The 14,514-nt window shown below is 73.0% G+C and carries 7 protein-coding genes; 6 read left to right on the top strand and 1 reads right to left on the bottom strand.

The features are described 5' to 3' along the window. Positions 1 to 257: 257 nt before the first annotated feature. Together OG892_RS30900 and OG892_RS30895 are read left to right on the top strand one after the other, a co-directional pair. A complete protein-coding gene (locus OG892_RS30900; RefSeq protein WP_371630784.1) occupies positions 258 to 3,575 on the top strand; it encodes a family 78 glycoside hydrolase catalytic domain in 3,318 nt (1,105 codons plus the stop codon). Positions 3,576 to 3,656: 81 nt separating this feature from the next. After that, on the top strand, positions 3,657 to 5,249 hold the full coding sequence (locus OG892_RS30895; protein ID WP_328865037.1) for a family 43 glycosylhydrolase: 1,593 nt from the start codon (positions 3,657 to 3,659) through the stop codon (positions 5,247 to 5,249). A 154-nt stretch (positions 5,250 to 5,403) separates the two neighbouring features. On the opposite strand, the gene OG892_RS30890 is transcribed toward OG892_RS30895, so the two are convergent. Continuing rightward, on the bottom strand, positions 5,404 to 8,895 hold the full coding sequence (locus OG892_RS30890; RefSeq protein WP_371630783.1) for a family 78 glycoside hydrolase catalytic domain: 3,492 nt from the start codon (positions 8,893 to 8,895) through the stop codon (positions 5,404 to 5,406). Between the two features lie 263 nt (positions 8,896 to 9,158). Between OG892_RS30890 and OG892_RS30885 the strand changes: the two genes are divergently transcribed. From OG892_RS30885 to OG892_RS30870, 4 genes are all read left to right on the top strand, one after another. After that, positions 9,159 to 10,829, top strand: coding sequence for a hypothetical protein (locus tag OG892_RS30885; protein ID WP_371630782.1), 1,671 nt, complete (start codon positions 9,159 to 9,161; stop codon positions 10,827 to 10,829). Between the two features lie 468 nt (positions 10,830 to 11,297). Beyond that, entirely contained in the window at positions 11,298 to 12,584 is a 1,287-nt protein-coding gene (locus OG892_RS30880; RefSeq protein WP_073737638.1) for a sugar ABC transporter substrate-binding protein, read from the top strand. A gap of 112 nt (positions 12,585 to 12,696) precedes the next feature. Further along, entirely contained in the window at positions 12,697 to 13,617 is a 921-nt protein-coding gene (locus tag OG892_RS30875; protein WP_073737639.1) for a carbohydrate ABC transporter permease, read from the top strand. Continuing rightward, positions 13,614 to 14,441, top strand: a complete 828-nt coding sequence (locus OG892_RS30870) for a carbohydrate ABC transporter permease (RefSeq protein WP_073737640.1) — start codon at positions 13,614 to 13,616, stop codon at positions 14,439 to 14,441. The genes OG892_RS30875 and OG892_RS30870 overlap by 4 nt, the downstream gene beginning before the upstream one ends. Positions 14,442 to 14,514 lie beyond the last annotated feature (73 nt).

Below are 14,514 nucleotides of genomic sequence, written 5' to 3'. Positions count from 1 at the left end.
CGGCCCCGGGGCGGGCTCGCCCCCGGCTCGGCGCGCGGTCGGCGGCCGGAGCCGAGCGTAGCGGTCAGGACCCAGGAATTGAAAGGTTTTAATGAGTGAGAAGGTTACGGGAGGTGCCACCCCCCACCCCTCCAGTACGTCTTCCACGTGCGCGTTAATGCTTCTCGTCCCTCCTATTGACCACAACCCGCATCGCCTCTAGGGTCCTAGCGAATTGAATAGTTTCAATCAGCGGGAAAGTCCTCAGGAGCCACCACGTGAACGAGCCGGCCACCGCCCCTGCCGAGGCCCACGAGCCGCTGCGTCCCCTCGCCCTCACCACCGAGCGGCGCACCGGGCCGATCGGCCTCGACGAGGCCGCCCCGCTCTTCGGCTGGCGGCTCGCCGCCACCGGCCGGGGCCGCGCCCAGAGCGCCTACCGGCTGCGGGTGGAAGACGACGCGCGCGACAGCGTGTGGGACAGCGGCTGGCAGCGCTCCGAACGGACGGCCGACATCCCCTACGAGGGCTCTGCCCTGGTCCCGTGCACCCGCTACAGCTGGCGGGTGCGCGTCGCGGACGAGGAGGGCGCGCGTTCCGGGTGGAGCGAGCCGGCCTTCTTCGAGACCGGGCTCGCGCCCGGCCTCCCCGACGCCACCGAGGCGTTCGACGCGGAGTGGATCACCGCGCCGGGTGAGGAAGGGTGGGCGCCGCTGCCCGACCTGGACACGGTCGACGGGGAGCACGATCTGTACCGCATCCGGGCGGTGGGCGGGCAGGACGTCCTGGTCACCGTATTCCGAGCCCGCTTCGCGGCCAGGGCCGGCGCCGTGCCCGCGGCCGCCCGCCTGCTCGTCGCGGCTCCGGGTACGGTCGACGCGACGGTCAACGGTGTCCGCGTACCGCACGACGGACTGCCTTCCCCGGCCCTCGCGGCCGCACTGGCGGAACACCACGGAGGCGGGCACGTCCTCGCGGTACGGGTGAGCGGTGACGGCTTCGAGCCGCCGCACCTGCTCGCGGCGCTCACCGACGGCACCCCGCGCACCCGGCCGGGCCCCGCCGTACCGCACGCCGTCGCGAGCGATGACTCCTGGCGCGCCCGCGGCTTCCCGCACGAGGCGCAGGTCCCGGACGACTGGGCCGCGCCCGCCTTCGACGACGGTGACGACAGGGTGTGGCCGCGCGCCCTGGCCGTCGGACGCAACGGCGACGCCCCGCACGGCCGCGCCCCCGGGTCGTACCGCCCGAGCCCCTTCCTCCGGCAGGACTTCACATTGCGGGCCGGGGTGCGGCGGGCCCGGCTCTACGCGACCTCGCTGGGTATCCACGAGCTGCGGCTCAACGGCGCACGCGTCGGCGACGAGGAGCTGGCCCCCGGCTGGACCGACTACGACCACCGTGTCGCCTACCGCACCCACGACGTCACCGGTCTGCTCAGGACCGGTCCCAACACGTGGGGTGCCGTACTGGCGGACGGCTGGTACGCGGGCAACCTCTGCATCTTCGGCAAGCAGCACTACGGCTCCGCACGGGCCCTGCGGGCGCTCCTCGTCGTCGAGCACACGGACGGGAGCACGACGCGCCTGCGCACGACGGCGGACGGCTCGTGGCGTGCGAGCGACGGCCCCGTCCGCTACGCCGACCTGCAGAACGGTGAGGTGTACGACGCACGGCGGGAGGCCCCCGGCTGGGACACGCCGGACTTCGACGCCGGAGCCTGGCATCCGGCCGTGGCCGCCGCCGCTCCCGAGGGGCTCCGCGTGCTCGCCTCACTCGCGCCGCCCGTACGCGCCCAGCGCGAACTGCCGCCCGTACGTCAGGAGACACGCGGTACCGCGACGCTCGCCGACTTCGGCGAGAACGTGTCCGGCAGGGTCCGGATCGGCGTGCGGGGCCCGGCCGGTACCCGCGTCCTGTTGCGGCACGCCGAGGCGCTGCGGCACGACGGCGCCCTGTACACCGACAACCTGCGCACGGCGCGCGCGACCGACGAGTACGTGCTGCGCGGCACGCCGGAGGGCGAGGTGTGGGAGCCGCGCTTCACGACGCACGGCTTCCGCTACTGCGAGATCAGCGTGCTGCCCCCGGAGGCCGGGGGCGGAAAGGGTGCGGAGGACCGCGAGACGCGAACGCGAACGGTCAGCCGGGCGCCGCGGCACCTTCCCGGCGGCGGGACGGCGCAACTGACCTCCGTCACCGCCGTCGCGCTGTGGGCCGACATGCCCGCGACAGGCAGCTTCGCCTGCTCGCACGAGGGGCTGACCACGCTGCACCACAACATCCGTCGCTCGCTGGAGGGCAACTTCCTCTCCGTGCCGACGGACTGCCCGCAGCGCGACGAGCGCATGGGCTGGACCGGCGACATCCAGGTCTTCGCGCCGACCGCCGCGTTCCACTACGACATCCGGGGCTTCCTGCGCGGCTGGCTGCGGGAACTGCGCGGCGCCCAGCACCCGGACGGGGGCGTCCCGCACACCGTGCCCGACATGTTCCGGCGCGCGGCGCCGGAGGAGGAGCGGGCCGGCGCGGCGGGCGCGGCGGGCTGGGGCGACGCTGCGGTGACCGTGCCGGCCGCGCTGCTGGAGCGCTACGCCGACCGGCGCGGGGCGCGCGAGGCGCTGGAGTCCGTCGCGGACTGGCTCGACTACCTCGCGGCGCACAGCGAGGACGGGCTGCGGCCCGCCGATGCCTGGGGCGACTGGCTCGCTCTGAGCGACACCCCGAAGGATCTCGTCGCCACCGCCTACTACGCGCACGCGGCCCGTACCGCCGCGTACCTCGCCGCCGCGCTGGGCGAGACGGAGCGGGAGCGGGAGTGGACGCGGGCGTACGAACGGGTGCGCACCGCCTTCCGGGAACGCTGGGTGGGCGGGGGCGGCGTCCTGCACCCGCCCACCCAGACCGCTTACGTGCTCGCGCTGCACCTCGGTCTGCTCGACGCGCACGAGGTCCGGTCCGCCGCGGACCGGCTCGCCGACGAGGTCGCCGCGCGCGGCTTCCACCTCACGACCGGCTTCCTCGGCACGCCATGGCTGCTCGACGCGCTCACCGACGCGGGCCGCGCCGACGTGGCGCACCGGCTGCTGCTCCAGGACACCTACCCGTCCTGGCTGTACCCGGTCTCCACCGGGGCCACGACGATCTGGGAGCGCTGGAACTCCTGGTCCGACTCGACGGGCTTCGCCGACGCCTCGATGACGTCCTTCAACCACTACGCCTACGGGGCGGTCGGCGACTGGATCTACCGGAACGTCGGCGGACTCGCCCCGGTGGCGGACGGCTACCGCCGGGCCCTCGTCGCGCCTCGCCCACCCGAGGGCCTCACGTGGGCCACGACCTCCCTGCGCACCGATGACGGGACGATCACCGTCGACTGGCGGAGGGAGAAGGAAGCTTGGGACCTCTCCATCACGCTGCCGCCCGGGGTCACCGCCGAGGTCCGTCTCCCCGCACTGCCCGGCGCGGCGGGGCGGATCACCGAGTCCGGCCGCCCGCTCGCCGAGGCGCCGGGGGTACGGGTGCTCGACGGACCGGCGGAGTACGCGGCGGTCGCCGCGATCTCTTCGGGCAGCTACCGCTTCACGATGGCGTGACGGGGCGGCCCGCCCTTTCCTTCCCCCGCACGTCACATGCGTGGCGCCGCCCGCCCCACCTCGACCTCATCAGGAGCCGCAATGCCTCACGTCCAGGAGACCGCGCGCCGGACTGCGCTCCCCGCGCGCCTGAGCAATCCGGTGGTGCGCGGCATCGCCGCCGACCCCTCGGTGTGCAGGGTCGGCGAGGACTACTACCTCGCCACGTCCACCATGGACTTCTGGCCGGGCATCCCCATCCGGCACTCCCGTGACCTCGTCCACTGGCGTGTCATCGGCTACGCGGTCACCCGGCCCGCGCAGTACCGGCGCGACGGCCGCCCCGGCCCGCTGAACCTGTACGCGCCGACCCTGCGCCACGACGGCAAGCGCTTCCACCTGGCATGCACCAACGTCGCCGACGAGCAGGGCAACTTCGTGGTCGGCGCCGAGGACCCGGCGGGCGAGTGGTCGGACGCGGCGTGGGTGGACCGGGAGGGCTTCGATCCCTCACTGACCTTCGCCGACGGCACCTGCTACTACACCCGGCGCACGCTCGACCCGCTCCCGGACGGGCGGCTCGGGCCCGTGGTCCAGAGCGAGATCGACCCCGCGACGGGCGTCATGAGCGGCCCGCTGCGCGAACTCACCACGGACTGGTCCGGCTTCTGCTCCAACGACATCGAGGGTCCCCACCTGTACAAGATCGACGACTGGTACTACCTGTTCAGCGCGGAGGGCGGCACCGGGCGCGGTCACATGCAGACCTGCGCCCGCTCGCGCTCTCCGTGGGGTCCCTTCACCCCGGCGCCGCACAACCCCGTCCTCACGCACCGCCACCGTGTCGGGCACCCCGTCCAGTCGACCGGGCACGCCGAACTCGTCGACGCACCCGACGGCTCCTGGTGGGCGCTGTTCCTCGGCACCCGGCACGACGGTTTCGCCGCCCACCACCAGCTGGGCCGCGAGACCTTCCTCGCACCGGTGGAGTGGACCGACGACGGCTGGCCGGTCATCGGCAGGGACGGCACGGTGGAGCTCGACATGGAGCTGCCCCGGCCGCTGCCCGGCGGCGGACGGGCCGCGCGAGCTCCGCGCTCCTTCCGCGAGACCGTGTGGACCGCCGGCTGGGCCACCGTCGCAGGGCCGCCCCCGCAGGGCCTCGTGGCCGTACTCGGCGACCAGGACCGCGCACCCGGCCTGCTGGACCGGCTGACGCTGCCCGCGCTCGCGCCCGGCGAGGGCGAGTGGCCCGCCGCCGCGCTCCTGTGGCGCCAGCAGGAGTTCGCGGACGCGTTCGGCGCCACGCTGCGCACGCTGCCCGAAGGGGCGTCGGCCGGGGTCGCGGTGTACGCGGACGCCGCCCACCACTACCGGCTCGCGGTAGGTGTCCGGGCCGGGCGGCGCGAGGCGGTTCTGCACCGCGTGGTCGACGACCTGGCCACCACCGAGGTCTTCGCGCTGCCGGACGAGGGGCCCGTGCGCCTGGACATCGAAGCGGACGGGACGCACTACCGCTTCCGCGCCACCGTCGGCGGGGTCGGCTTCCCCGTCGGTCAGGGCCTCGCCCGGCTGCTCGCCGCCGAGGTGACCCAGGGTTTCACCGGTGCGCGATTCGCTGTCTTCGCCTCGGGCACCGGTGCGGGGGAAGCCGTGCTGGAGCGGGTAGGACGGGTGGTGCCGGGCAAGGAGTGACCGGCGGCGTGGGGCCGGCAGCGAGCGGTTCCCCACGGACTACGACGGGAGCCCTTCCCTTACGGACCAGCAGGTCCCGTACGGGAAGGGCTCCCGTTCGTTCAGCGGCGGCGCCCCAAGGACGCCGGGCGCGCGCACGCCCGGCGTCCTCGTCTCACCAGGTACGCAGGGCCGAGGTCCAGCCGACCCGGCCCAGGTGGAAGCTCACCGGGAACGGGGCGGGGTCTGCCTCGGGGCGGTGCACGGCGACCTCGACGGCCACCACGCGGGAGCGTCCCGGCCAGTCCTCACCGAGGTCGGCCGTGACCCGGTTCCAGCCCGCCGGCAGCGGCCGGTCGAGCCGCCCCTCCCGCACCGAGCCGTCGGCGGAGATCAGCCGGAGCACCGCCTTGCCGAAGAGGCTGCCGGGCGGCGTCGGGACGCACTGGTCGACGTAGGCGTAAGCGAAACGGGCCGCGGTCAGGTCCGCGGGCTCGGGCAGGTCGAGCCGCGCGGTGCGCCACTCGCGCGGATCGCGGGGAGCACCGCCGACGAGCAGCGCCGTCCCGGCCACCGGCTCGTGGAAGACCGGCCGGCACACCATGTCCTCCAGCTCCTCCAGCGTCGCCCCCTCCGAGGCGGCCGACCAGCCGCCGGCTCCCGTACCCCCCGAGAGCCAGCTCCCGCCCACGTCCACCCGCAGGGTCCGTACCGCTTCGGTCACACCGTCACCGGCCGTCAGCCGCGCGGTCGTGCCGGGGGCCGCGTCCGCGGGGGCGGTGACGAGGACGGCCCCGGCCTCGCCGTCGTGGGTGAGCGGTTGTGCCGTCCAGCCGTGCGTGATCCCCGTGCTCAGCGTCTCCGCGCGGACACCCGGCACCAGCGGCACCCGCACGGGAACGCCGGGGCGGGCGGCGGGCGCCGCGCCCAGCAGGGGGCCGGGCTCGTCGCCGGGGGCCGCGCAGGCGAATTCGTAGACGCCGGAAGGGGCGAGTACGCACAGGTCGGGGCCTTCGGCGCCCAAGACGTCGAGCTGAGGGTGCAGTTCCGCACCGAGGACGAGCCCGTCGACGCGGACCGGGCCGGTGGCCCCGCCCGGCACCCGCACCACGGCCTCCGAGCCCACGGGCACCGTCACGCGCAGGGTCAGGCCGCCGGTCCCGGCGTCGCGCTCCCAGCCGGCCGCGACCGTGCCGCGCACCGTGCTGACCTCGCCGCGGATCCGGTTCAGGCCCGGTACGGGGCGGGGCGCGACGGTGAAGCGCGCGAAACCGGGGCCCGCGAGATCGGGCTCGATCCCCACGAGCCGGCGCCACACCCACTCGGCGAACGGCGCGCCCATCCCGATGTGGTCGAGCGAACCGGTCCCGGTGTTCTGCGCGTCGATCCACCAGCACTCCCACAGGGTGCCGGGGCCCTGCGCGAGCATCGCGCCGATGCCCGGTGACGCGGGCTGGCGCAGCGCGGCGAGCAGCGCCTGTCCGGCCCCCGGCCGCCAGTGCGCGGCGGCGGCTCCCGGCCGCACCGGTCCGCCGGCGAGGGCCCGCACGACGGCCTGGGTCGCGGAGAAGCCGGAGGTGACGCGGTCGCCCTGCTCGTGTGTCCCGGCGGCGAGTTCGGCCAGCAGTTCCGCCTCCTCCTCCGGGCCGGAGGCGAGCGCGGTGGCGAGGGCGAGCGCGGCGGAAGCCTGCGTGCCGTTGGCCCACCGGCCCGTCACCGGGTCGCGCAGCGCCGCGCGGGCCGTCTTGGCCAGGGTGTCGGCGGCTGCCAGGCGCTCCGCCGCCCGCGCCTTCTCGCCGAGGGCGTCCTCCAGGTCGGCCAGGTCGCGCAGCGAGGCGATGACGGCGCAGGTCTGGAGGAAGACCGGCGGGGTCTGACGCAGGGCGAGCCAGTCGAAGCCGTAGGAGAGTTCGACCTCGGTGACGAGCCCCTCCGGGCCGACGAGGGAGAGCTGATGGTCGGCCCACCGGCGCAGCGGGCCGATGTGCTCTCGGACCACCGCCAGGTCGCCGTAGCGCAGGTAGTGCTCGCGGACGATGACGTTGTAGGCCGAGCCCCAGACCGGGTCGGGCGCTGCCGCCTCGTCCTCCAGCTGCGGCACGATGGCGGGCACGGCGCCGTCCGTGCGCTGGCCCTCGCGCAGGTCGCGCAGCCACTTGCGGTAGGCGCCCGCCATGTCGAGGTGCGCGACGGCGGCGGCGGCCGACACGGAGGCGTCGCCGGTCCAGCCCTGCTGCTCGCGGGTGGGGCAGTCCTCGGGGAGCGCGTGCAGGTTGTTCCACTGCGTGTGCAGCGCGGCCTCGGTCAGCCGCTCGACGAGCGGCTCGTCCGCCGTCACGGTTCCGGTGCGCGGGGCGTCGCTGTGCAGGGCGCGGGCGGTGACGGAGAGCCCGGCGTCCTCCGGGACGCCGCGCACCTCGACGTAGCGGAAGCCGTGGAACGCGAACCAGACCCCGGCCCGTTCGCCGTCCACGCCACTCGCGGTGTGGCGCAGGACCTGGCGTTCGCGCTCGGTGTCGTTGGGCAGCCGGATATTGGTGGTGCAGACGCGGCCCCCGTCGTCGAGGAGTTCGCCGTGCACGGCTTCCAGGACGGTGCCGGCCGGGACCCCGTCGAGGGTCAGTACGGTGCGCCCGGCGAGGTTCTCTCCGGCGTCGAAGACGCGCACCCCGGGGACGGGCCGCCCCAGCTCCGCGGCCTCCCGTTCCCGTACGACGCGCAGGGCGGGGCCCGGGTCGGGCAGGACGCGCGGGAGCAGGCCGGGGGGACCGGCCGGTGCGCAGGCGGGCCAGTCGGTGTCCTCGCAGGCGAGGCCGTCCCAGTCCTGGCGGGCGGTGCCGTCGTGGTGCTCCAGGTAGTGGTTGTCCTCTGTGACGACGGGCGTCGGGCCGTGGCGCCAGCCGGGTCCGGTGCCGATCCGCAGGGTGCGGCCGTCCGCGTACTCGGCGACGAGCATCGCGAAGAGGCGGGGAGCGGCCTCCCGGTCGCGGCGCTTGCCGGTTCCCGCGACGAGGGCGAGAACGTTCTCGCCGGCCGTGAGCAGGTCCGTGACGTCGTAGGTGCGGTAGAGGGCGAGGTGCCGCTCGGTGCGCGAGGGGTCGCTGGAATCCGGGTTCACCGGCTCCCCGTTGAGGTGGGCGCGCACCACTCCCTGAGCGGTGAGGTGGAGCCGGGCGCGCAGGCAGGGACCGGGCAGGGCGAAGCGGTGGCGCGCGGCGCTGCGCGCGGGCACCTCGATCCAGACGGCCGCCCAGTCGTCCTCGCCGAGCGGGCCCGTCTCCAGCGCGCTGGGCGCGGACCAGTCCGACGCCGTGTCGCGCTCGTCCCACACGCGGACCGCCCACAGCGCCCGGGACAGGGGCCGCAGGGGGGCGCCGCTCCAGGACACGTAGGCGTTCTCGTGGCTGTCGACCCGCCCGGAGTCCCACAGCACGCGGTCCTCTTCGCCGCCCCCTCCGGGGGTCCAGGCGCGTACCTGGTAGGCGCGTTGCCGCTGGCCGCGCCGGACCAGGGGAACGACCCAGCTCAGCGTGGGCCTCGCGGAGGTGAGGACCGGGACGAAGCGGGTGGCCGCGGGGGCGGCGGGAGCCTGGTCCTCGGCGCGCAGGGCGACCGGGGCAGGCGCGTCGGCCCGCTCGGGCGAACGGGGGTAAGTCTGCACGGACATCGAGGTGTTGTCCTCCGTGGACGGTTCTGGCACGATCTGATGACCGCTTGAATCGATTCACCAGGCATTCGCAGCCATGGCATCACGCCAAACCCGGCATGTAAACCCCTGAGCTGCTCCTCCGTCCCGGGCCGGCCCGTACAGCTGTGACCGCCGCACCCCCGCGCCGCACCTGCCGCACCTGCCGCACCTGCCGCACCTGCCGCACCTGCGCCACAGTCTCACCGACCGGCACCCACTCCCCTCACGAGAGAAAGCGCGCCATGATCCCCTGGTTTCCCTCCCGGCTCGCGACCGTCCTGCCCGACGACCGCGGGGACCCGCGTATCGCCGCCTCCCTGCGCCGCCTCCAGGCCGCCGACTACGACGCGGAGCCGGTGCTGCGCGACGGGGCGACGGGAACGTGGCCGGGCGACTACCCGGGCCGGCTGATCCTCGCCCTGTCCCGCCTCGCCTCGGTCACCGGCGAGGAGCCGCGTCGGCTGAGGCAGCTGGTGGACGGCCTGCCGGGCGTGCTCAACGCGCATGGCCACCTCGGGCCCGTGCACCGCGAGGCCGTCGACGAGCAGCAGCTCGCCGGGCACGGCTGGCTCGTCTCCGGGCTGCTCGCCCATCACGGCCTCACCGGCGAGGACCACTCGCGCGTGCTCGCGCTGGACATCGCGTACCGGCTGCTCCTCCCGGCCGCGACCCGGGCCCCGGACTACCCCCGGCGCCGGCCGGGCGACGACAGCGAGGGGCAGGCGTCCGGCATGGTCGTGGGGAGGTCCGGCCGCTGGCTGCTCTCCTCCGACACGTACTGCGTCTTCATCACGCTGGAGGGCCTCGTGGCCGCGTACGCGCACACCCGCGACCTGACCCTCGCCGCGGCGATCGAGACGCTGGCGGCGCTCGTCGTGCGTGACGACCTGCGTGGAGCGCGTGCCCAGCTGCACGCCACGCTCACCGCCGCCCGCTGCCTGCACGCCTTCCACGAGCTGAGTGGTTCCGCGTCAGCCCTGGAGGCCGCCCGCGAGCTCTACGAGCTGTACGCCGCGCACGGCAGGACCGCCAATCACGCCACCTGGAACTGGTTCGGCCGCCCGGACTCATGGACCGAGCCCTGCGCCGTGACCGACTCGCTGATCCTCGCGCTCGGCCTGTGGCGCACCACTCGGGAGCCCCGCTACCTCGACGACGCCCACGCCATCGAGCACAACGGCCTCGGGCACGCGCAGAAGGCGCACGGCGGCTTCGGGCTCGACACCACGACCGGCCCCGGGCGGCCGTGGCTCACCGGCCACCACCCCGACGCCGCCTGGTGCTGCTCGATGCGCGGGGCGGTCGGCCTCGCCGAACTCCGCGAGCGCGGCTACAGCCTGCCCGGCCCCGGGCCCGACGGCGTGACCACGCTGAGCGTGGATCTCTACCGCGACGGGACGCACCGGCTGGCGCTGCCCGGGGGTCCGCTGGTGCTGCGGCAGCGCACCACGTACCCCACCGGCGGCAGGACCGTGCTCGACGTCGTGGAGTCCGGGCTGCGGGAGCCGTTGCGGATCGTCTTCACGCTGCCGTCCTGGACCGGCCCGACACGGACGGTCACCACCTGGACTGCGCGCGGACCCGTCGTCAGCCCCGCACTCGGGGAGCTGCTCACGGTCCCGGCCGCCGGGGACAGCTGGACGGTGGACTTCCCGGTGGGCCCGCGCGTACGGGACGCGGGGGACGGAGAGGCCGTGGCCCTGCACCACGGGACGCTGCTGCTGGGGGCCGAAGGAGCACGGGAGGAGGACGCCGGGGCCGCCCGGTGGTTCGGCGGGGCGGAGGCGGCGGTGGACGGCGTGTACCGCCGTGGCGGCGTCACCCTCGCCCCGGTGCGGGACGTCTTCACGCGCGGTCCCGAGGCCGCCCGGTACCGCTCCCGCGTCGTCTTCGACGCCCCGCCGGGCGACTGAGGACATCAGGCGCATGATGGGGCCCAAGGGCAGCGAAGTCGGCCACCGACACGGAATGAAACAATTCAATCACGTGGCGCCATGGACCTCGTGGAGCGTCGACCCGCACCCACCGGACACCCCGCGTCCACCCTCGCGAAGCACCCGGGCGAACGACCTGACGGACCGTCCTGAGCTGCGTTGCAGGCACGATGGGCGACACCGGGGGGCTTTTACCGAAGAAAGTGTTGACACCGGTGAAACAATGTCGCATCGTCAGTGAAAGCTTTCACTCAGGGATTCGCAGCCCGCCCCGCCACCCATGGCGTGGAGCCGGCCGCACGACGAGTCTCCGCAGACGCTGATTCCGGCGAGCGGACCGTCAGTCATGATGACCTGCTCTCCAGGTTCCGCACGTGCCGGGGCCGACAGTCGTGGACAGAGAGGATCAGCGAGATGGCCGGAATAAGAGGACGCCGGGAACGGCGCATGCTGCTCGCAGGGGCCGGTGCGGCCCTGCTCACCCTGACGGCCGCCTGCGGCGGTTCGTCGGGCGGCGGTGGCAGCGTCGAGGGGAGCAAGATCGTCCTGTCGGTGCAGAACGCCCTTGTGCCGCAGTTCAAGAAGTACGCGGCCGCGTACGAGAAGGAGTTCCCCAAGCGGAAGATCTCGGTGCAGTCGCTGCCCGACGACTCGACCCAGTACGTCCAGCAGCTGGTCACCCAGCGTCTCGGCGGCAAGGTCCCCGACGTCCTCATGAATGTCGACTACGCCGCCAACCAGCTGGCCAACGGCAACATCACGATGGACCTGGGGCCGTGGCTCAAGGAGGGCAAGGGCGGGCTCAAGGGCGAGGACTTCCTCCCCCAGTTCCTCGGTCAGTACCGCCCCGTCGAGGACCCGGACGAGATCACCGGCCTCCCGGTGAGCGCGGACTCCACGACGCTCTTCTACAACAAGGACCTCTTCCAGAAGGCCGGGGTCACCGAGTACCCGAAGCCCGACTGGACCTGGGACGACCTCTACCGGGTCGCGAACAAGATCAAGAAGGGCTCCGGCGACAAGTTCGCGGCGCTCGCTCCCCCGCTGGGTATCGGCGACCAGAACTCGGTCTACAACCCGGTCATCAATGCCTACGGCGGGAGCGTCTACGACCCGAAGACCAAGAAGTCCGGTATCGGGCAGCCCAAGGCGATCGAGGCCTGGAAGATGCTTCTGGGCGCGTACGGCACGTCGGCTCCCAAGTACGCCGCCGACCAGGGAAGTCTGCCGAAGTTCGAGAACGGCCAGACGGCGATGGCCTTCTCCGTCCGCGCGGTCGTCCCGGCCATGAAGCAGTCCCTCAAGGGTGACTGGGACACGCAGACGATGCCGAAGATCAACGGCAAGTCCACGGTCGGCGGTGGCTCCTACGGTCTGTCGATCGGCAAGACCAGCAAGAACAAGGAGGGCGCCTGGGCCTTCCTCGCCTGGTTCTACAAGAACGACGGCGGCATGAAGCTCGCGCAGGCCACCGGCCAGGTCGTCCCGCCGACGCAGCAGGGCCTCGACCACGGCACCTGGCGCGAACTGCCCGCCCCGCCCAAGAACGAGGATGCCTTCGCCACCGCCGCGAAGGACGCCTATCTGCTCCCCGCGCTGCCCGCGAAGGCGCAGAAGGCGCTCAGCGACAGCGTCAAGAAGGCCGTCCAGCAGGTCGAGATCGAGCACCGCTCCGTCACGTCCGCCTTCCAGGACGCCGAGAAGACCGTCAACCAGGCCCTCCAGTCGCGGTGACGAGCAGCAGCCTCGCCCCGGGGCGTGAGCGACCCGGCCGCCCCAGGGCGAGGCAGCCCTGCGGAAACAGAATGGTGCAGTAATGGTTTCGGCATTGGACAAGGAGCCGGCGGTGCGTACCCCTGCGCCGGCCGCGACGGGGACCCGCCCGCGCAACCAGCAAAAACGCCGCGACGCCTGGGCTGCGGCGTTGTTCCTGGCTCCGAGCATGGTGGGCTTCACCCTGTTCGTGATCCTCCCGGCGCTCATCGGTCTCGGCCTGAGCTTCTTCCGGTGGGACCTGTTCGGGACGCCCGAGTGGGCCGGTCTGGACAACATCACGCGGCTGTTCAAGGACCCGACGATGTGGTCCGCCCTGTGGACCACCATCGAGTTCATCGTGCTCGGCGTGATCCCGACGATCCTCGTCGGCTTCGTGCTCGCCGTGCTGATCAACAGCCGGATGCGGGGTATCGGCCCGCTCCGCATCCTGTACTTCGCGCCCATGGTCGCCTCGTCGGCGGTCGCCGCCGTGCTCTGGTCCTACATGTACGACCCACGGGCCGGTGTCGCCAACAAGGTGCTGGGCTGGTTCGGCGTCGACGGCCCGGCCTGGCTGTCCAGCACCACCTGGGCGCTCCCCGCCATGTCGGTCATGATGATCTGGCTGGCCGTGCCCCTGGTGATGATCCTCTACCTGGCCGGTCTCCAGCGGATTCCCGACGACATCTACGCGGCTGCGGCACTGGACGGAGCGGGCCGCTGGCGACAGCTGTGGAGCATCACCTGGCCCATGGTCCGGGCGACGACCGTCCTGGTGGCGACCCTCCAGGTGATCAACTTCATGAGCAACTCCTTCGAAGTCTCGTTGATCATGACGGACGGAGGGCCACTCGACCGTACCCAGACCCTCGCCCTGTACGCGTACAAGACCGCCTTCGGTGACTCGGACATGGGCTACGCCAGCGCGCTCTGTCTCTTCCAGCTGGTGCTCATCGGTCTCGCCGTCCTGCTGTTCCGGCTCGGGGCCCGCATTCTCAGGAGGTCGTCATGACCGGAAGCAAATGGTCGGCGGCCACCCGCTACACCCTGATCGTCCTGTGCGGGCTGATCATGGCCCTGCCCCTGTTCTACCTGCTGTCGGCCTCACTGATGTCGGCGCAGGACATCCGGGCGTACCCCCCGCACCTCCTGCCGCCGACGACGGTGTGGCACAACTACGTCGACGCGTACCACTTCCTGTCGGCGCGGGTCATCGCCAACTCCTTCGCGTTCAGCATCGGCATCCTGCTCGTCCAGCTCCTCATCACCATCCCCGCCGGATTCGCCCTCGCGAAGATCCCGTTCCGCTGGGTGGGCGCGGTGATGGCGGTGATCATCGTCCCGATGTTCGTGCCGACGAACATGACGCTCATCCCGCTGTACGTGATCGTCGACCGTCTCGGCCTGGTGGGCTCCTACGCCGGGATGATCCTGCCGGTCGCGGGGCAGACGGCCTTCGCGATGCTGCTCTTCCGGCAGTTCTTCGCGACGCTCCCCCCGGGGCTGATCGAGGCGGCGAAGCTCGACGGCGCCGGCTGGGTCAGGGTGCTCGTTCAGATCGCCCTGCCCCTCGCAAAGCCCGCGCTCGCCGCCTACTGCTCCATCAGCTTCCTGACGGCGTGGAACACGTACATCTGGCCGCAGGTCATCGCCCCGGACCGCGAGCACCAGGTGATGACGGTGGCGCTGGCCCCTCTCGCGCGCGGCCAGTACAACATGGTCTCGCCCAGTGTGGGCATGGCCGCGGCGGTCATCAGCATGCTGCCCGTCCTCGTCATCTTCGTGGTGTTCCAGCGCTGGTACATCAAGGGCGTGGTCGGTTCCGGCATCGAATAGAGAACCGGGCCGTCGGGACAGCGGGGTTCCCCAACTCCGCTGTCCCGACGGCCCGCTGTCACATGGACACCTG

The organism is Streptomyces sp. NBC_00341 (genome assembly GCF_041435055.1).
Taxonomy (GTDB): Bacteria; Actinomycetota; Actinomycetes; order Streptomycetales; family Streptomycetaceae; genus Streptomyces.
Note: the sequence above shows the minus strand (reverse complement) of the source record. Positions and strands in the feature narration are given on the sequence as shown.